Annotated in this window: 17 protein-coding genes; 4 read left to right on the top strand and 13 right to left on the bottom strand. The window is 32.4% G+C overall.

The features are described 5' to 3' along the window. Positions 1 to 249: 249 nt before the first annotated feature. From xylB to pgsB, 6 genes are all read right to left on the bottom strand, one after another. Complete coding sequence (gene xylB / locus BDW25_RS05120; RefSeq protein ID WP_002449317.1) at positions 250 to 1,731, bottom strand: xylulokinase; 1,482 nt, start codon at positions 1,729 to 1,731, stop codon at positions 250 to 252. Positions 1,732 to 1,920: 189 nt separating this feature from the next. Beyond that, the gene (locus BDW25_RS05115; RefSeq protein ID WP_133945001.1) at positions 1,921 to 3,519 is read right to left on the bottom strand and encodes a gamma-glutamyltransferase; all 1,599 of its coding nucleotides are present in this window, start codon (positions 3,517 to 3,519) and stop codon (positions 1,921 to 1,923) included. Between the two features lies 1 nt (position 3,520). Further along, positions 3,521 to 3,682 carry a hypothetical protein gene (locus BDW25_RS10895; protein ID WP_002449238.1) on the bottom strand — a complete coding sequence of 54 codons (162 nt, stop codon included), beginning with the start codon at positions 3,680 to 3,682 and terminating at the stop codon, positions 3,521 to 3,523. Beyond that, complete coding sequence (locus BDW25_RS05110; RefSeq protein ID WP_133944999.1) at positions 3,672 to 4,742, bottom strand: CapA family protein; 1,071 nt, start codon at positions 4,740 to 4,742, stop codon at positions 3,672 to 3,674. Before BDW25_RS05110 ends, BDW25_RS10895 begins: the two co-directional genes overlap by 11 nt. Before the next feature lie 23 nt (positions 4,743 to 4,765). Further along, entirely contained in the window at positions 4,766 to 5,218 is a 453-nt protein-coding gene (gene pgsC, locus BDW25_RS05105) for a poly-gamma-glutamate biosynthesis protein PgsC (protein ID WP_002449243.1), read from the bottom strand. 1 nt (position 5,219) lies between these two features. Beyond that, on the bottom strand, positions 5,220 to 6,377 hold the full coding sequence (pgsB, locus tag BDW25_RS05100) for a poly-gamma-glutamate synthase PgsB (protein WP_002449457.1): 1,158 nt from the start codon (positions 6,375 to 6,377) through the stop codon (positions 5,220 to 5,222). 338 nt (positions 6,378 to 6,715) lie between these two features. Between pgsB and BDW25_RS05095 the strand changes: the two genes are divergently transcribed. Together BDW25_RS05095 and BDW25_RS10890 are read left to right on the top strand one after the other, a co-directional pair. Beyond that, positions 6,716 to 7,033: a hypothetical protein gene (locus BDW25_RS05095; protein WP_002449367.1), complete on the top strand. Its 318-nt coding sequence runs from the start codon at positions 6,716 to 6,718 to the stop codon at positions 7,031 to 7,033. Positions 7,034 to 7,098: 65 nt separating this feature from the next. After that, positions 7,099 to 7,242 carry a hypothetical protein gene (locus BDW25_RS10890; RefSeq protein WP_002449276.1) on the top strand — a complete coding sequence of 48 codons (144 nt, stop codon included), beginning with the start codon at positions 7,099 to 7,101 and terminating at the stop codon, positions 7,240 to 7,242. A gap of 216 nt (positions 7,243 to 7,458) precedes the next feature. On the opposite strand, the gene BDW25_RS05090 is transcribed toward BDW25_RS10890, so the two are convergent. After that, positions 7,459 to 8,436 carry an alpha/beta hydrolase fold domain-containing protein gene (locus tag BDW25_RS05090; RefSeq protein WP_133944997.1) on the bottom strand — a complete coding sequence of 326 codons (978 nt, stop codon included), beginning with the start codon at positions 8,434 to 8,436 and terminating at the stop codon, positions 7,459 to 7,461. 161 nt (positions 8,437 to 8,597) lie between these two features. Here BDW25_RS05090 and BDW25_RS05085 point away from each other — a divergent pair, with 161 nt between their 5' ends. Next, positions 8,598 to 9,560: an L-lactate dehydrogenase gene (locus BDW25_RS05085; protein WP_002488272.1), complete on the top strand. Its 963-nt coding sequence runs from the start codon at positions 8,598 to 8,600 to the stop codon at positions 9,558 to 9,560. Positions 9,561 to 9,612: 52 nt separating this feature from the next. On the opposite strand, the gene BDW25_RS05080 is transcribed toward BDW25_RS05085, so the two are convergent. After that, positions 9,613 to 9,939 (bottom strand): thioredoxin family protein, encoded by a 327-nt coding sequence (locus BDW25_RS05080; protein ID WP_002454835.1) that lies wholly within the window; start codon positions 9,937 to 9,939, stop codon positions 9,613 to 9,615. Between the two features lie 206 nt (positions 9,940 to 10,145). Between BDW25_RS05080 and BDW25_RS05075 the strand changes: the two genes are divergently transcribed. Continuing rightward, positions 10,146 to 11,198, top strand: a complete 1,053-nt coding sequence (locus tag BDW25_RS05075; RefSeq protein WP_133944995.1) for a zinc-dependent alcohol dehydrogenase family protein — start codon at positions 10,146 to 10,148, stop codon at positions 11,196 to 11,198. Positions 11,199 to 11,372: 174 nt separating this feature from the next. Here BDW25_RS05075 and ptsG read toward each other — a convergent pair whose 3' ends face one another. From ptsG to cidR, 5 genes are all read right to left on the bottom strand, one after another. Continuing rightward, a complete protein-coding gene (ptsG, locus tag BDW25_RS05070; protein WP_049334756.1) occupies positions 11,373 to 13,400 on the bottom strand; it encodes a glucose-specific PTS transporter subunit IIBC in 2,028 nt (675 codons plus the stop codon). Positions 13,401 to 13,670: 270 nt separating this feature from the next. Next, positions 13,671 to 15,410, bottom strand: a complete 1,740-nt coding sequence (locus BDW25_RS05065) for a pyruvate oxidase (protein WP_133944993.1) — start codon at positions 15,408 to 15,410, stop codon at positions 13,671 to 13,673. Between the two features lie 50 nt (positions 15,411 to 15,460). Further along, complete coding sequence (locus BDW25_RS05060) at positions 15,461 to 16,147, bottom strand: LrgB family protein (protein ID WP_002449420.1); 687 nt, start codon at positions 16,145 to 16,147, stop codon at positions 15,461 to 15,463. Between the two features lie 2 nt (positions 16,148 to 16,149). Then, the gene (locus tag BDW25_RS05055; protein ID WP_002449529.1) at positions 16,150 to 16,539 is read right to left on the bottom strand and encodes a CidA/LrgA family protein; all 390 of its coding nucleotides are present in this window, start codon (positions 16,537 to 16,539) and stop codon (positions 16,150 to 16,152) included. 202 nt (positions 16,540 to 16,741) lie between these two features. After that, complete coding sequence (gene cidR / locus BDW25_RS05050) at positions 16,742 to 17,626, bottom strand: cidABC operon transcriptional activator CidR (RefSeq protein WP_002449213.1); 885 nt, start codon at positions 17,624 to 17,626, stop codon at positions 16,742 to 16,744. Positions 17,627 to 17,669 lie beyond the last annotated feature (43 nt).

Below are 17,669 nucleotides of genomic sequence, written 5' to 3'. Positions count from 1 at the left end.
GTTCATAACTATCACTCCTTTCCATACTTAACAGATAGTGTTATTTGGAATGAGGAATTTATATATATTATTTAATATCTATATTAGATTTTTGTCAATATATTTTTTATAAATATAATATTTTAATTATAAAAAGGAATGTTAATCGGAATTTACTATTAAAAAAGTAGGGACATAAAAACGATGTCTGTCCCTACTTTGTCATCTGATTCTTCGAGTTTCTTTCTAAATAATCATGGGCTAAACGCTTTAAATCTTTAATAATGCTTCTGTAAGTTGATGTGTATGTTGATAGATTTGTTTATAAATATTGTAATAAGATTCATATTGTTGGTGTCGTTGCAAATTTGGTTCATATATATGTTCAACGTCTATAAATTGTGCTACACAGTCATCAAAAGAATCAAACCATTGTAATCCGTACGCCGCAATCATTGCTGCCCCCATACTTGGTCCTTCTTCATGCTTCAATTTACGTATAGATGCATTAAAAATATCAGCTTGCATTTGAAGCCAAAATTCACTTTTTGCCCCTCCACCAATTGAAGTAATATGTGTAATTTCTTTTCCCGCTTCTCGCATCAATTGAATTGAATCATATAAAGAAAAGGTAATACCTTCTAGTACCGCCCGTGCAAAGTCTGATTTAGAATGGTTACCGCTAATACCAATGAAACTCCCTCGAATAAATGCATCGCCATGTGGTGTACGCTCACCAGCTAGGTAAGGCGCAAATAATAAACGATTTGCACCTATTGACGAGGTACTCGCTTGTTTAACAATTTCATCAAACGTATCGTTATCAAAAAATGTTCTCTTTAACCAATTAAGACTATATCCTGCAGCCAACGTTACTCCCATTGCATAATATGTATTTGGAACACTATGATCAAAAAAATGTATATTATTTTTATAGTGCGTTTGATTACTTTTTTCTACGTTTACGATTACACCAGAAGTACCAATACTACATAATGTATCATTATCATTGATTATACCTGCACCAATAGCACCACAGGCATTGTCTCCACCCCCAGCAAATACTTTTACTGGAGATGTAAAACCAAGTTCACTCGCTAAGGGGTCTTGAATCATTCCAACTTCGTCTGTGGATTTCACAAGTGATGGATAAACATCTCCTATATCAAATGTATCTCCAACTTCTTTTGACCAATCATGCGTTTCTGGACTAAGAAGGAGCGTACTTGCAGCGTCAGAATATTCCATGTGAATCTTACCCGTTAAACAATAACGTACATAATCTTTAGGAAGAACGAACACATCTACTTTCTTCCATAGTTCAGGCTCATGTGTACTTACCCACATCATCTTAGGAAGTGTAAAACCCTCAAGAATCGGATTTCCATTTAATCGCTCTCCATAAACCGATCGAATTTGCTTACATTGTTCTGAATTACGTGTATCATTCCAAAGGATAGCATGTCGTACAGGGTGACCTTCTTTATCTAAGGCTACTAGTCCATGCATTTGACCTGAGAATGAGATGCCCTTCACTTTATACGATTTCATTTCATCAGAATGATTTAACCGATATATGCCTGTTTTAACTGCATTAAACCATTCCTCTGGATCTTGTTCGCTATATCCAGGTTGGGATTGTATTAAATTTAAAGGCACACTTGTTGAAGTAATCACATGGCCTGTTTGATTTACCGCAATAATTTTAACTGCGCTCGTTCCAAGATCAATACCTAATACTGCTTCTTTCATACGACTCACCCTTTATATCACTATTCATATCATTATATTAATGACAATTTATTATTTTTATATTTTCTATTGTAAATAAATTAAATTTAGCTATCTATGTATTTATGATAGCGTTTTAAATAATTATTTCAATACTTATTTTGAGTAAATAAAAAAGGACAAAAACCGATTGATTTTTGTCCTTTTTTATTATCTATTCCCTACATCATGCCCAATTTCCACTGTTCTATCATTCTTATTATAAACGGCACCTTGCACACTACCAAAGTTAGGGTCGTTACGTTTTTCTTCTACACCAAAACCTAGACTTTTGAAAATATTGACATCGTTATCATCCATAGCATTTTCATAGAAGATTGTTCCACCATCATTATAAAAACGTGGCTTATTAATAGATTCTTGCAACGTACCATTTCCTCTTAAATAGTCTACAATGACTTCATTAAGAATCGTTGGAATTTTATTTCCTCCTGGCGTACCAATGCCCATATAGAAGTCGGGTCCAACAATAATAGTAGGTGACGTATAAGAACGTGGTGCTTTATGTTTCTCACCATAGTTTGGACTGTTTGGATCTGTTGAAAAGTTTGTTAGTGAGTTGTTCATGTAAAAACCTTCTTTAACATATTTACCTGTTCCAAAGAAGCTTGATAATGTATTTGTAGTACTTGCTAACTTACCGTTCTTATCAATCACTACAAAGTGCGTTGTACTTGTGTTATCAATACGTTGTGTATTGAAGTCACTACCTTGTGCGTCAAAATTGATACCGTTAATCTTATCTAATAAATAATCTTGAGACAAGTAGGTATTGCTACTAGATTCTTTGCCATTAACAATATCTCTATTTCGATACATAATATCACGAGATTTGACAATCCCTGTAATATAATCTGTACGATCATTTGCAGAATTTACGCTTTCATCAATCTTCAAACCTTGTTCCATTAAGATCCCACCTAATGGGTTAGATGCAGCATAAACAGTATTGTTTAAATATTTTGTACTAATAGGTTTCTTTTCTTCTGTTTTTACTTGTTTAAAATCCTCTTCAGTGAGTTGATTTTTTAATTGTTTAGATAAACTTTTTCCAATATGATTATAAAAATAATCCGGCCCTTTATCTCGAATTTTCTTTAAAGTATTTGCTAAAGCAGGTTGTTTTACAATTGCACCTTCACGAACTGTACGCTTGCCTTTAAAGAAAGGAGAGTTTCGATCAATGTCAGAACCAAATAATTTCAAACTACGTTCTAACTCTGAATCTACTTCAAAGCCATCTTCAGCTAATGGAATGACATAGTTTAAGATTTTTTTCTCATCCATTTTACCTTCTTTTTCATGCATATCATGTAAACCGCGTACAAAACCAGGTGTCCCTATTTTATCTCCTTTTTTGTAATTAAATGAAGATGTTGTTTTATATTCATACATGCGAGGTTCTTCACCATTTTTACCATCGTAGGTAAGTGTAGCGCCGCCACCACCTAATCCAGATGAATGAGGTTCTGTTACTGCAAGCGCGTATGCGACACCTTCCGCTGCGTCAACTGCATTACCACCATCTTCAATAATTTTATTACCTACACGTGTTGCGATAGCATTGTTTGAAGCGACACCATACGTTTTTTGCTCATCAGAGGTTGCTGATTTACGGTTAGCAATCTTGTTTTCATATAGATCATCTTTATCAGGTTTATCTTCTTTATTAAAAAAATAAAATGTAAATGAGATTAAAATTGTAATCACTAAAATGACTGATAGTGTCACTTTATTATAGATATTCATACTACTTGGCCCCTTTAGATAAATATTGCTCCGTGGCTTTATTTAATTCATTTTTTTCGTAATTATCGAGACCTTCATTTGCTCTAGCAAATGTAACCATTAATAAAATAGCAATAATAATGAGTGTTGTAACAATAGGTAACCAATTTTGTTTAATATTCAAAAGAATACCCCCCATTCTTTTCTTTCAGATGAATTGTTTTATCTTTAATATTATTGTAATAACGTTGTGACTCCATACTATTCATATGATCTTTTGTTAATTTTCCATCTGCAGAGCGAACAGGTGTAATTTGAAATTGATGATGCTGACCATCCCAATCATGTTGAACAACTATACTTTTTTGATTTTTTGATAGAAAATCAGCAGAGGTTAAATTTCCTAAACTATAAAAAATACTAGCATGTTTATATTTCTCAATACTTTGTATAACTGTATTATGGCCAATGATTACATCTGCACCTGCATCAACTAATGCATGAGCATAAGCTTTTTGGCGATCTGTTACATTACGTTCGTTAGGAATCCCCCAATCTACGTTCACAACTACAAGATCATTGTTTTCCTTTAAGTTTTTAATTAATGGTACAAAAATTTTAGGATCTAAGCTAATAGATGTCGTATTTTTTAAAGGATCTTCATAATACGATTCAATATCTGTGAACGAAACATTAGCGACTTTTTTATTTTTAACTTTTTGTTGCACTGTTTTACTATTAATTGGATTCGAACCATTTCCAGTTAAAAAATTATAATCTGTTTGTGCTTCAACTTTTTTGGATAAATCTTGCGCTTGTACATTATCTATAGTGCTATTAATTAAATTGATACTTTTAATATTTTGTTTTTTTAAAAACATAATGTTTTCTATGTTTTTGTTTAAATTTTCTTTAGGATTTTTAGAAAATTGGTTCACATATAAAGAAGCTGTGGAAAAATCACTTTGTTGTAATGGCTGTCTTAAACTTTTAAAAACATCATTTAAATTGATTTTTCTGATGTCATTATTCAAAGTGATATTTCCTAAATATGTATTTCTAATACTATTACCTGAATGTGGCATCGTCTCTACAGGTTCAACTTTAACAGCTCGAATAGCAAAAATTAGAAGTACTACTGTGATAACTAAGACAATAAACGTATACAAAAAGTTTCTTCGTTTATGTCGTTTTGATTGCTTAAGTAACCATTCGCTCGCTGATAATCGTTTTGTTTTTTTCATTATTATGCGCTCCTCGCTCGCGATTAATTAATAAAGCTATATAAGAACAAGATGACATAAGTCATACATGTTAATAACATTGTTGTAGCTAATGTAATTACAACACCTTGTTTTTGAATGGTATTGGCAATAATACCAGGAATAACAACTCCGATACCTGAAACCTCTACAACTTCAAATGGAGTGAGTGGATAAATTAAATCAAAAATAAATTTTAGAACCATACCAGTTAAAATCATCGCTGCAAATTTACGTCTACCATAAAGAATGACCCATCTACTAATACCAAACGTAACAATAAAATAAGTGAGACAACTAATGACCAACACAGATAGTAACATAATGGGTTGATCAAAAATAAGGGCTAAATAACCAGGTACAACAAGACCTGCGGGATTAATCCCAAATTTTTCTGCAAAAATTAAACTTAATACAATACCAACAAATAGGGAAAAGTATAACTCCGAACCTATCATTTTATTCTATCCCTTCTATAAATTCTGCTATTTTTCCACCTGGACCATGAATATTTCCCACACAAAATATGAGTGCTTGCTGTGATTCACTAAGAATCGCTTTTTCTATATCTGAAAAATCATGATTTTCAAGATTTATGTATGTCTTTTCAGGTAGACGTTGCATTACATCTGTAACCATTTGCGTGCTTTTTCCTGTGCAAATTAAGGTATCGAATTCGACGTCCTCAATAAAATTTTCAACGAACTGTCGCGTTCGATCTACCCTGTCAGAACGACAGTTCAGAATCACTACTTTTTTTGTATAAGGATAATCGTATGATTCCACTTTATTTAATATCGCTTTCGTAGACTGAGGCTCATTAGCAGCAAACGCATTAACAAATACATTTTTTGTGTTATTTGCATTAAAATATTTAATTTCAACCGCTCCAGGATCGGGAGGCGCATTTAACATTCCGCGCAGCGCAACGTCTTTTTCAACTCCTACAGCTTGAGCTACACCTAAAGCGATGGCTACATTATCAGGAAATACTAAATAATTAAATTTCCTTAAGTATGATTCAGGTATATCATTTTTATCTACAACAATAAGTTCAGTTTTACGTTTTTTAGCTTCTTTAGCAAAAAAGTCTGTAAACTCATCCTTCATGACTACTAATTTTCCATTTCGGGGAATCGTTGCAGTAAATGCTTGAGCAATATCTTGAAGTGTCGGCCCTAATACGTCCATATGGTCTTCCATAACATTGACAATGACACCAATATTCGCTTTTACTAAATCTTCTTGAAAGACAATTTGATAATCTGGATTAACTGCCATACATTCATTAACAAGCGCATTGCCTTTTTGCTTAACTACTTTTTGCACAATGTCTCTTTGTTCTCCTATGTTGGCGCCTTGCGGTTTTCTAAGGACAGGATATTCTTTCTCTGTAAACCAATACAACATTCTGGCATCAGTACCTGTTGTTTTACCAATGACATGATATTGATCTTCTCGCAAAATACTATAAATCATTCTTGTAATAGTTGATTTACCACGAATACCATTAATATTTATTCGTAGAGGAATCTTATTTAAACGGTGTGTATGTCGCTTTTTCTCTCTAATTCCTAGAAATAATATCAAAGCGATACAAATGATAATGAGAATCAAACTGAAGTCCCTCTCTTTAAACATATTTTTTCTTTCATTTAATATTATCTTAATGAATGCGTTAAACACTTTAATAAGGGTATGCTATCATCTTAATATTTAGTCAGTTTTAAAAATGTAAATATTCAGTTAAGAATAGTATAAAATTATAAAAAAGTTAATAAAACATAAATATTTTCTCGGATAAATTATTGATTATTTTAAATTACTATAAACAAATTTAATTATCGTACATTTATTAATAGTAAATTGATAAATATTTACTTCTTATTTACATTTACTTAAAACTCTCATGTTAGTTTATAAGTAAACATTGCTATGACTCTAGGAGGACATAAATGGATAAATCTATGGCTAAACCTGTTAAAATTGCAGTTGGCATTTATCTTGCTTTAGTTTTACTGGCTTGTTCTAGTTATCTCATCTTTATTTTGATTGGCAGTCTACAAGGAAATGACATGAGTCATTCTGTCCTAGATACTGACCCTCGTTATATCAACAATCGTTCTCAATCTTCTAACGAGACAATCAACAAAAATGAATCACCACATTCGACTTCAAACTTTACTGAAATTAAAAAAGAAGATGCTCTACCTTCACATAAAAATACTATTAATACTCAATATAAAGAAACAGATACTAACTCTAGAGAATAATACAAGTTAGTATCTGTTTTTATATTTATATAAAAATTGTAATATCGTTTATAGAGGTACATCATATGGACACTACTCATAAACGAACAAGAGAAATACTGTTTACTATGATAGGTGCCATAGTTATTATGGGACTAAGTGGTACAGTATCTGATTTACTATTCAATCAACGTCATATACATGCGGATGGGTATGTTACTTACTGCTAGACTATTAATAAGTAACATGCTGTTATTGAATTTTGATAAAATTTCTCAACCTAAACATTCGATTTTCATTGTATTTCAAATTCTTAGAATGATACTCATTTTACTCATTATTTTATTATTACCTTTTAAAAAACAGCCTAGGCAGATGTGATATCAAAGATATTTTATTCTTTATTTGAATGCTTTTAAAAATAACACTAACGTTCAAACTAGTATTTAATCTTTTCCCATTATATTTTTTAGTTGTGTAAAGAACTTTTGACGTTCTGGTAATGGGAAAATAGGATAAATATGGAATAAGTTATACCCTGGTGTAAAATCATGTTCAATCCCTTTATCATTTAACATTTTAGAGAGCTTTAATGCATCTGGATATAACGTTTCTTTTGTTCCTATAAAAATAGATATACGACCAAGACCTTCTAAATCTCCGTTAATTGGCGATATTTTATAGTCTTCTATTGGCGTATCACCAGACCATAATTGAATGAAATATTTACTTCCTTCAATTCCTAACATAGGATCTATTTTTTCATATTTTTTAGCTTCGGGATTGCTAAATGTTGCATCAAGAACTGGAGACAGCATCACAATATGTCCTGGTTGTGGTAATGGTGTTTCTTTTTTAAGATATTGTGCGAATGATAAAGCGATTTGACCGCCTGCTGAATCTCCCATTATCGTCATATGTTGCGGATTTTCAACTTCTAATATTTCTTTTTGATAAATATTTTTTAGTAATTCAAATGTTGTTCGATAGTCTCTATGAGGTACTTTAGGATAGACAGGCATAATCACTCGTGCATCCAATTCTCCTGCAAGTTGATCAATAAAATCAAAATGATTATCTAATGGATCTTGGAACCAAGCACCCCCATGAATGTAAAGCACAACATCTTGATGAGGCTCTCTTTTATCATTAACAATATATGTGACAGAACCATTAATACTTCTAGTATGCGCACGATGTTTAAACTCATAATCTGTCCCATCATATTTACCAGCTGTTAAGGGTTTGACCTCCTCTAATGCTTTTTTAGCATCATTCACATTTTCAAATGTTTTTTTCATTCCAGACATACGAATATATTTTTCAGTAATAAAGCTTTGATAACTGCGTTTTTCTTTTACTTTAATGTAAGCTAAAGTTCCAAGAATTGCAGATGTCGCTACGGTTAACAATCGTTTTTTCATTTTTTAACCTCCTATACTCTATATTATTATATACCTCATAGTCATTATATTTTAGTAAATCGCTTATTCAACTTTTAAAGATTTAAAAAAATAGTGATACGTGCTATTCTAAATACAATTATCAGAATTTTTATTTTATTTTAGAAAGTAGGTTATGATGAATGAAAAGAAATAAAATTGTGCTTATTGGTAGTGGATTCGTAGGTTCTGCCTTTGCACATGCAGTTGTAGATAAAGGACTAGTCGATGAGCTAGCTATTATTGATATTGATGAAGATAAAGCAAAAGCAGATGTATGGGATTTAAACCATGCTACACCTTTTGGAGATAAGTTTGTAGATGTACATCTTGGTTCGTATAGTGATTGTAGTGATGCTGATATCGTCGTCATTTGTGCAAGTGCAAAATTAGATAAAGGCGACACACGTTTAAAATTATTAGAAGATAATGTAAATATCTTTGTGCCTATGATTCAAAAAGTCATTGCTCATGGTTTCGATGGTTATTTTGTACTTCCATCTAATCCAGTCGATATTATGAGTTATGTCATAAAACGTGTGTCTCAATTTCCTAAGAATAAAATTATTGGATCAGGCACTTCATTAGATACAGCCCGCTTCGAATTTTTCTTAAGTCGCACGTTTGATGTGGCACCACAAAATGTCTATGCGCCTGTTATTGGCGAACATGGTGATTCTCAAGTAGCTGTTTGGTCTCATGCTCAAATTGCCGGCGAACCTGTTCTTGATTTATTGAATAAAGGAGTAGACCAAACCGCGTTCAAACAATCTATCGCTTCTCAAACTACTCAAGTGGGATATGATATTTACGTTCGAAAAGGTACTACAAACTTCGGCATATCATTAAGTTTAGTACGTATTGTAGAAGCTATTTTATTTAATAAAAATGTGATTATGAATGTGTCAAGTTATCTTGAAGGTGAATATGGATTAAATGACCTTTATATTGGAACGCCAACAGTGATTAACGGTAATGGTGCTGATCGTGTCATTGAACTGAAATTAGAAGAAGATGAACTTACTCGTTTCAAACAATCAAGTCATATTATTTTAGAGCATCAACAACGTGCTGATGCTATCATTGAATCAATCTTAAATAAATAGTAAAAAAAGCCTAAACACAACAATTCATTTATCGTGTTTAGGCTTTCTTAACTTAATTTAAACTCTCATGCATTAAACTTAACTGGTGCTCAAAATCTTGCATATCGATAAAACGCGCTTGTCGATGCATTTCTTTTCCGTCCAAAAATATTAAATCCACTGGAACAGTAAATATAGATAGTTCTCCCGCAATAGCTTCTACATTAGATTGATTGATAACAGCAAAATGTACTTTAGAATAATCATTGACGATATCTTCAATTTGTGGCAATACCGCATGACATACTGAACAATGATTCCGCATAACATGAATCACTACTAATCGATGCGTTTGAATAAATTGATGAAATTGTTCTATACTTTCAATATTTTTAGTCATATTTTCACCTACTTATTTAATTTAACGGTCTAGTTCTCTTATACATATTTATTTTACGATGTTACACTTATTTTTTCATCTAAATCCTCTTGTTAAATACGTTTAACAAGAGTTCAATGATTTTCTCTTCAAAATAGAATACATCTTATTAAATTAATGTTATAATGTTTGTGAAATAATTCACAATTTATATTGGAGGAATCAACATGAAAGCTTACATCTATGAAAAACCTGGCGTAGCTAAGCTCGTCGATAAAGAAAAACCAGTTGTTACGGAAAGTACTGACGCTATTATTAGAATAGTCAAAACAACAATTTGTGGTACTGATTTACATATTATTAAAGGGGACACACCTGAAGTTCCTCAATATACCACATTAGGTCACGAAGGTATTGGTATTGTTGAATCTGTTGGTTCTAATGTCAATAACTTCAAAGTCGGCGATAAAGTCATTGTGTCTTGTATCTCATCTTGTGGCAAATGTTATTACTGTAAAAAAGGTATCTATGCTCATTGTGAAAATGGAGGTGGATGGATATTAGGACATCTTGTTGATGGTACGCAAGCAGAATATGTGAAAGTCCCTTTTGCAGATAATTCTTTATATCATGCTCCTACTTCTTTATCTGATGAAGCACTCGTGATGCTTTCAGATATTTTACCGACTGGTTATGAAATTGGCGTATTAAAAGGAAAAGTAAAACCTGGAAGCACTGTTGCTATTGTAGGTGCTGGACCAGTTGGATTAGCTTCTTTATTAACTGCTCAATTCTACTCACCTTCAAAAATAATTATGATTGATTTAGACGATCATCGTTTAGCTACAGCCAAAAAATTTGGCGCGACTCATACAATTAATTCTAGTCATGTGAATGAAGTAATTCAACAAATCAAAGATATCAATCATCGTGGTGTCGATGTTGCTATTGAAGCAGTTGGTATTCCAGCAACATTTGATTTATGTCAAAAGTTGATTGGCGTCGATGGAACAATTGCTAATGTTGGTGTTCACGGCTTACCCGTTCAATTTGATATCGAAAAATTATGGATTAAAAATATCAACATTACAACGGGTTTAGTTTCTGCTAATACCACTGAAGAATTGTTGGAAGCTCTCAAATCTAAAATCATTCAACCAGAACAACTCGTGACACATTATAGTAAATTAAGTGACATTGAAAATGCTTATGACTTATTTAGAAATGCTACAGATCATAAAGCTATCAAATTATTAATTGAGAATGATATAACTGAATAATGTTGTATATTAAATAAAAAATAAGGGGGACAGAATTCTTTCTGAATTCGTCGTCCCGCCATGGCAAAGAGGATTAGAATTGAAAAACTTGAGACCACACCTTTTCAATTCAGTCATCGACTGTCAACACATTAAAAATGCCTGAGACACATATGATGTCCCAGGCTTGTTTTATTACTTAATTGTCATAATGCGTTTACCAGCATCTACTGAATCAACATCATCGAATGTTAATGTTTTATCACCTTGATTTGTAATAATCACTGGTGTAACGACACTTGGCGCATGTTCTTTTAAGTATGCTAAATTAATTTTCATTAATGGTTGACCTTGTGTGACAGGTTCATTGACATCGACTAAACTTTCGAAGCCTTCACCATTCAATTTCACTGTATCGATACCAATATGAATTAATACTTCAATTCCTGTATCAGATTCTAAACCGATGGCATGTTTCGTTGGGAAAATCGTTTTAACTGTACCATCAAATGGTGCTACAATTTCGCCTTTTTCAGGAACAAATCCAATACCGTCACCCATCATTTTTTCTGAGAATACTTTATCTGGCACTTCAGATAATGGAATTATATGACCTGTACCTGGCGCATAGATATCCGTTTCTTTTACCTCTTCCAACTGTACTGGCTCATCTGATGTATCTTCAGTCACAGTGGTTTCACTAGGTTTTGTGATATCTCCATTCATAATGCGTGCCATATCATGTTTAATTTGATCTGATTTAGGACCAAAAATCGCTTGCATATTATTTCCTACTTCAAGCACCCCTGAAGCACCAAGGGCTTTTAGTCCTTCAACGTCTACTTTAGATTTATCATTGACTTCAACACGTAAACGCGTAATACAAGCATCTAAATGCTTGATATTTTCTTTACCGCCCATTGCATCTAACACATCAAAAGGTAATTTACTTGCAGATGTATTAGCTACAGAGGCTTGTTTATCTTCACGACCTGGCGTTTTAAAGTTGAATTTAACAATCAAGAATCTAAATACAACATAATAAATAACAGCGTAAACTAATCCTACTGGAATCACTAACCACCATGGTGTTTTATTTGGAAGAATACCTAATAAAACAAAATCTATGAATCCTCCAGAGAATGTATATCCTAGATGTAAATGTAGTAGATAAAGTGTTAAAAATGATAATCCATCAAGTACTGCATGAATAAAGAATAATAATGGTGCTACGAATAAGAATGAAAATTCTAGTGGTTCAGTAATACCAGTTAAGAATGATGTTAAAGCTGCTGATAACATCAAGCCTCCAACTACCTTTTTATTCTCAGGTTTAGCTGTTTGATAAATTGCTAATGCTGCTGCTGGTAATCCAAACATCATAACAGGAAATTCACCTTGCATGAATTTACCTGAAGTTAAATGAACACCTTCACGTATTTGCTCAATAAAAATACGTTGATCTCCTCGAATAATTTCTCCAGCTGCATTTTTCCAAGAACCAAATTCAAACCAGAATGGCGCATGGAAAATATGATGTAAACCAAATGGAATAAGTAATCGTTTAATAAATCCAAATAAGAATACTGCCAATCCAGTATTAGAATCTAATAAACCTGTACTAAATGCATTTAATCCATTTTGAATGGATGGCCAAATCCAAGCCATTGGGAAAGCTAAAATAAACGATGTCGTTGCCATCATAATCGGCACAAAACGTTTACCCGCAAAGAACCCTAAATACGATGGTAAGGAAATATTATAAAACTTGTTATAACACCAAGCTGCTAAAGCACCTATAATAATCCCACCAAACACTCCAGTTTGAAGTGTAGGTATGCCTAAAACATTTGCGAATCCTTTAGATGGGTCTTCCAATTGTGCTGGTGTAACATTTAAGAATGCTCCCATGGTTTTATTCATAATAATAAATCCGACAAAAGCTGCAATGGCTGCTACACCATCTCCACCTGCTAGTCCTATTGCTACACCGAGTGCAAAAATGATAGGTAAGTTATCAAAAATAATACCACCAGCACCTGTCATCATATTAGCAATATTTTGAATTACTCCATTTTTAATAAATGGAAGATATTGCTGTAATGCTTCACCTTGAAAAGCTGTTCCAATTGCTAGTAATAATCCAGCTGCAGGCAAGATTGCCACAGGTAACATCAATGCTTTACCAATACGTTGCAATTGTCCAAATAGCTTTTTAAACATTTTGATTCAATCCTTTCAATATATCTTTTTTACGCATTAAAAAAGCATGACCAAATAAGCCCATCATTTATGACAAAAATAATGATAGCTTATCTGCTCATGCCTAATCGAATAGTAACACGCAGTTCTTTTTTAACAATTTAATTATACCTATAATATAAAGCGTTTTCAATATCTTTTTTACTAATATTTTACATTTTTTATATTTTAAATATTCATAAAAAAACACTGACAAAAGCATTACTTTCGTCAGTGTGTCGAATCTATTTCTTATAAGAAACGTTTAGCAGCTACAGAGATTGGTGGTACTTTATCAAAGTCAAATTCTTTATCTTCTGTGATAGATCTGTAAGCCCATTTACCATAACCATATGCTTCTTCGTTAACGATTTGACCTGGTAATGGCGCAGCGTTTGGATCAACATGTACATCAACAACAGTTGGTACATTTTCATTTAATGCTGCTTCAACAATTTCATCAATACGGTTAGGGTCTTTTAATACATAACCTTTACCACCAGCAGCTTCAGCGAATTTAGCATGATCCATATCAGAGAAGTCAATGGCATATTCTAATTCACCAGCAGCTTGTTGTTCATATTTGATGAATGATAGTTGTTTGTTATTTAATACGAAGACTGTCATTGGTAAATCGTATTGAACAGCAGTTGCGAAGTCTTGCATTACCATTTGGAATGCACCGTCACCAGTAATTGCAATTGCTTGACGACCTGGGTAAGCAATATTAGAAGCAAGGACACCTGGAAGACCGCAACCCATTGTACCTAACCATGCTGAGATAATAAATTTATTATTAACATTTAAGTCTAAGTAACGTGTACCCCAAACAGTTGAAGTACCAACATCGATTGAGTATACAGCGTCATCTTTACTGTAATCATTGATAGCTTTCATTAAACGTTCTGGACGAATTGGAGCACTTGTATTATTCATGTCTTTTTCCATCCATTTATCCCATACAGCTTTACGTTTTAACGTTTTGTCTAAGAATGAACGATGAGGTACTGGTTTGATTGCTTCAGTTAATTGATGGAATGCTAATTTAACGTCACCAACAATACCAACATTAATATCGAAACGTTCACCAATTACGTTTGGATTTGTGTCGATTTGAATCGCTTTAATATTTTTCTTAGGTAAGTAATTTGCATAAGGGAAGTTAGTACCAGCCATGATTAATAAATCAGCATCTTGAATAGTTTGATAAGACGTTTTTGTACCAATTTTACCTAAGTTACCCACACTGTATGGATGTGAATCAGGTAAAACAGTTTTAGCTGGTAATGTATGAATTACAGGGATTTTAGCTGCTTCAATGAAGTCTTGTAATTCAGTTGAAGCATTTTTTGCACCTACCCCAACAAGCATAACTGGTTTTTTACTTTTGTTAATTAATTTAGCAGCTTTTTTAATGCTACGATAAGATGGTGTTGGTAACACTGGTCTAGACGTATCTACTGGACGATTTGTAGTGTCTTTAATTTTTTGAGTTAATAGATCATTTGGACAAATAATAACGGCTATACCATTTTTTTCATATGCAGTACGAATCGCTTCATTTGTAATTTCAAATAAGTCATCACCTTTTTGAACTTGGTGATGGAATACTGCTACGTCGTCAACCATTTTAGAAATGTTAGTTTCTTGGAAGAATTTTGTACCTAATAATGTACTATTCGTTTGACCTGTAATAATAAGTTGAGGTACACGGTCCATTTTAGCGTCATACATACCATTTAATAAGTGAACAATCCCAGGTCCACCAATACTTAAAGCTACACCGATTTTACCTGTTAACTTTGTATATGCTGCAGCTGATAAGCTTGCAACTTCTTCATGACGTACATGATAAAATTTGAAAGTATCTCTAACTGTTCTTAAATTATCTACTACTGCGTCAACTGAGTCACCTGGAATACCCCATAAGTGATCAATATCCCAAGCTTGTAATGCTTTAACTAATGCTTCATTTGCTTTAATCTTCGCCATTTGATTAAATAGCCCCTTTCCTAAATATACATTTTATTTCTGTATTCCCTTTAGTAAAACAACTTAATCATAATTGGAATAAGAATTGAACTAATAACTGCTGTTAAAATCATTCCAATTGAGCTAAATGCGCCAGATTCGATGTCGTGTTCTAACGCTTTTGCAGTTCCAAAAGCATGTGATGCATTTCCGTATGTTAAACCTCTCGCGATTGATGTTTTAAATTGACCAACCTTAAGTAGCATTGAACCCATCATACTACCTATCAATCCAGTAGTAATGATAAACAGTACTGTAATCGTATCTGTACCTCCAAGTTCTTGAGAAACTTCAATTCCTACAGCAGCTGTGATTGATCTAGGTAGTATAGTTACGATTGTTTCTTCTGAGTAACCTAATAACTTTAACGAACTAAACACTAACACAAAATTCAATATCACGCCAGCCATGACGCTTGAAAAAATGACCCCAATATTTTCTACAATCTTATCTTTATTTTTATAAAGTGGATAAGCAAGACATACAACAGTGGCATTTAATAGATGGTTAATCCATTGACCGCCAATCATGTAATCGTGATAGTTTTGACGTGTTAAAAGTAAAACAATAATTATTCCAAGTGAACCGATTAATGCTGGATTCAATAATGGGTTATTATATTTACGTTGTAATATTTGAGCAAGTTTATACATTACAACAGTTAATAATATCATTAAAACGCCTTTTAATATATCCATTTTTAATGATTTCCTTTCTTAGTATGAGGTTTTTTCTTAGACATTGTTTCAGCAATAAATCCAGAAACAAGTGCCACACAGCTTGTACCAATAATAATCAAGAGGAAGAAAATAATATAACTTGTAGTGATATTAGAAACAATATCCATAATTCCTACAACTGAAGGAATAAAGAAGAAGACCATTGTAGTTAATAAGAAGTCGGCTCCTTTAGAAACCCATTCAACACGAATAATTTTAAAATGTAATAAAATATAAAATAATATCATACCGATAATACTTCCTGCTAATGGTATATGTAGCCATTTTTGTAGCAGTGAACCTATAATACTAATCGCTACCACCAATACGATTTGAAGAATAATCTCTATAATATTTAATGCTTTTTTCAAAACGACTGACCTCCATAAATTTGTCGAATTTGTTACAGCGATTTTTTAGTCTATATTCAAAATTGTAATCTATATTGATAGATTATAAAAATATTGATTTTATATATAACTTATAGTTATTTTCTATGGAACCGTTTTAAAAATAAAAAAATAGTGAGAGAACCTACGTTAAGGTTTTTCACTATTTGTAAAAATGAACCGTTTACTTGTTTTCCAATCTCTCAGTCATAAATTTTATCCATTTAGAAGTTGCATAACTTAAAAGTTTATCTTTTTTCCAAATTGCTCCAAGTTCCCAGCTCATACCTGAGTCTTCAATTTTTATACTTTTAATCTCATCTTTTAACATCTTGGCAATATGTTCTGGTAAAATACTAACGCCTAATCGTGCTATTACTAAATATTCGATGAAATTCCATTGTGATACATTGGACACTGTATTTGGGATAAAACCAGCATTTTTTGCAGCAGCTATAATTTTATCATTAAGATAAAAGTCCTCATTGAATAATATAAAATCTTCATTTTTCAAATCAGCCATAGTCACAGATGAACACTTAGCTAACTGATGTTCTTCACTCACTATAAGTCTTAAATCTTCACTATATAAAGACACGTAATCAAATGTGTTCTCATCTATAGGAATGGTCGTAATGCCAATGTCTATTTGATCGTTAATCAAACGATTTTCAATCGATTTACCGCCACTTTCATTAAGACTATAGGTAACGTTTGGATATAATTTATGAAACTCCGCCAAAATATTAATAAACTGTTGCATATCCATCACTGCTGACATCCCAATATTAATATGACCTGTTTCTAAACCAAGCAAGCCATTAATTTCATTTGGAATATTATCATATAATGCTAAAATTTCTTCACATTTTTTATAAAATACTTTTCCTGCATCTGTAAGAACTAAATAACGTTTTTGTCGATCGAATAAAGGCATGTCTAATTCTTTTTCAATATCTTTTATTGCTTTACTTATAGTTGGTTGAGCAATATATAAAGATTTAGAAGCATTTGTCATACCACCTTGATTCACAACTTCCATAAAATATTTCATATGCTTGATATCCAATTGCTCACCTTCTTAAAAAATTCTTTTTTTTATTATACATTAT

The sequence above is a fragment of the Staphylococcus sp. AtDRG32 genome, assembly GCF_004365845.1.
In the GTDB taxonomy this organism is placed as follows: Bacteria; Bacillota; Bacilli; order Staphylococcales; family Staphylococcaceae; genus Staphylococcus; species Staphylococcus hominis.
This window is presented reverse-complemented; position numbering and strand designations above follow the sequence as displayed.

What these genes read in the sequence shown, in the direction of transcription:
- pgsC (WP_002449243.1), bottom strand. Translation starts at nt 5,218, where the DNA reads ATGATAGGTTCGGAGTTATACTTTTCCCTATTTGTTGGTATTGTATTA.
- xylB (WP_002449317.1), bottom strand. Translation starts at nt 1,731, where the DNA reads ATGAAAGAAGCAGTATTAGGTATTGATCTTGGAACGAGCGCAGTTAAA.
- BDW25_RS05080 (WP_002454835.1), bottom strand. Translation starts at nt 9,939, where the DNA reads ATGACTAAAAATATTGAAAGTATAGAACAATTTCATCAATTTATTCAA.
- BDW25_RS05065 (WP_133944993.1), bottom strand. Translation starts at nt 15,410, where the DNA reads ATGGCGAAGATTAAAGCAAATGAAGCATTAGTTAAAGCATTACAAGCT.
- BDW25_RS10890 (WP_002449276.1), top strand. Translation starts at nt 7,099, where the DNA reads ATGGACACTACTCATAAACGAACAAGAGAAATACTGTTTACTATGATA.
- BDW25_RS05090 (WP_133944997.1), bottom strand. Translation starts at nt 8,436, where the DNA reads ATGAAAAAACGATTGTTAACCGTAGCGACATCTGCAATTCTTGGAACT.
- BDW25_RS05085 (WP_002488272.1), top strand. Translation starts at nt 8,598, where the DNA reads ATGAAAAGAAATAAAATTGTGCTTATTGGTAGTGGATTCGTAGGTTCT.
- BDW25_RS05110 (WP_133944999.1), bottom strand. Translation starts at nt 4,742, where the DNA reads ATGAAAAAAACAAAACGATTATCAGCGAGCGAATGGTTACTTAAGCAA.
- BDW25_RS05075 (WP_133944995.1), top strand. Translation starts at nt 10,146, where the DNA reads ATGAAAGCTTACATCTATGAAAAACCTGGCGTAGCTAAGCTCGTCGAT.
- ptsG (WP_049334756.1), bottom strand. Translation starts at nt 13,400, where the DNA reads ATGTTTAAAAAGCTATTTGGACAATTGCAACGTATTGGTAAAGCATTG.
- BDW25_RS05060 (WP_002449420.1), bottom strand. Translation starts at nt 16,147, where the DNA reads ATGGATATATTAAAAGGCGTTTTAATGATATTATTAACTGTTGTAATG.
- BDW25_RS05115 (WP_133945001.1), bottom strand. Translation starts at nt 3,519, where the DNA reads ATGAATATCTATAATAAAGTGACACTATCAGTCATTTTAGTGATTACA.
- BDW25_RS05095 (WP_002449367.1), top strand. Translation starts at nt 6,716, where the DNA reads ATGGATAAATCTATGGCTAAACCTGTTAAAATTGCAGTTGGCATTTAT.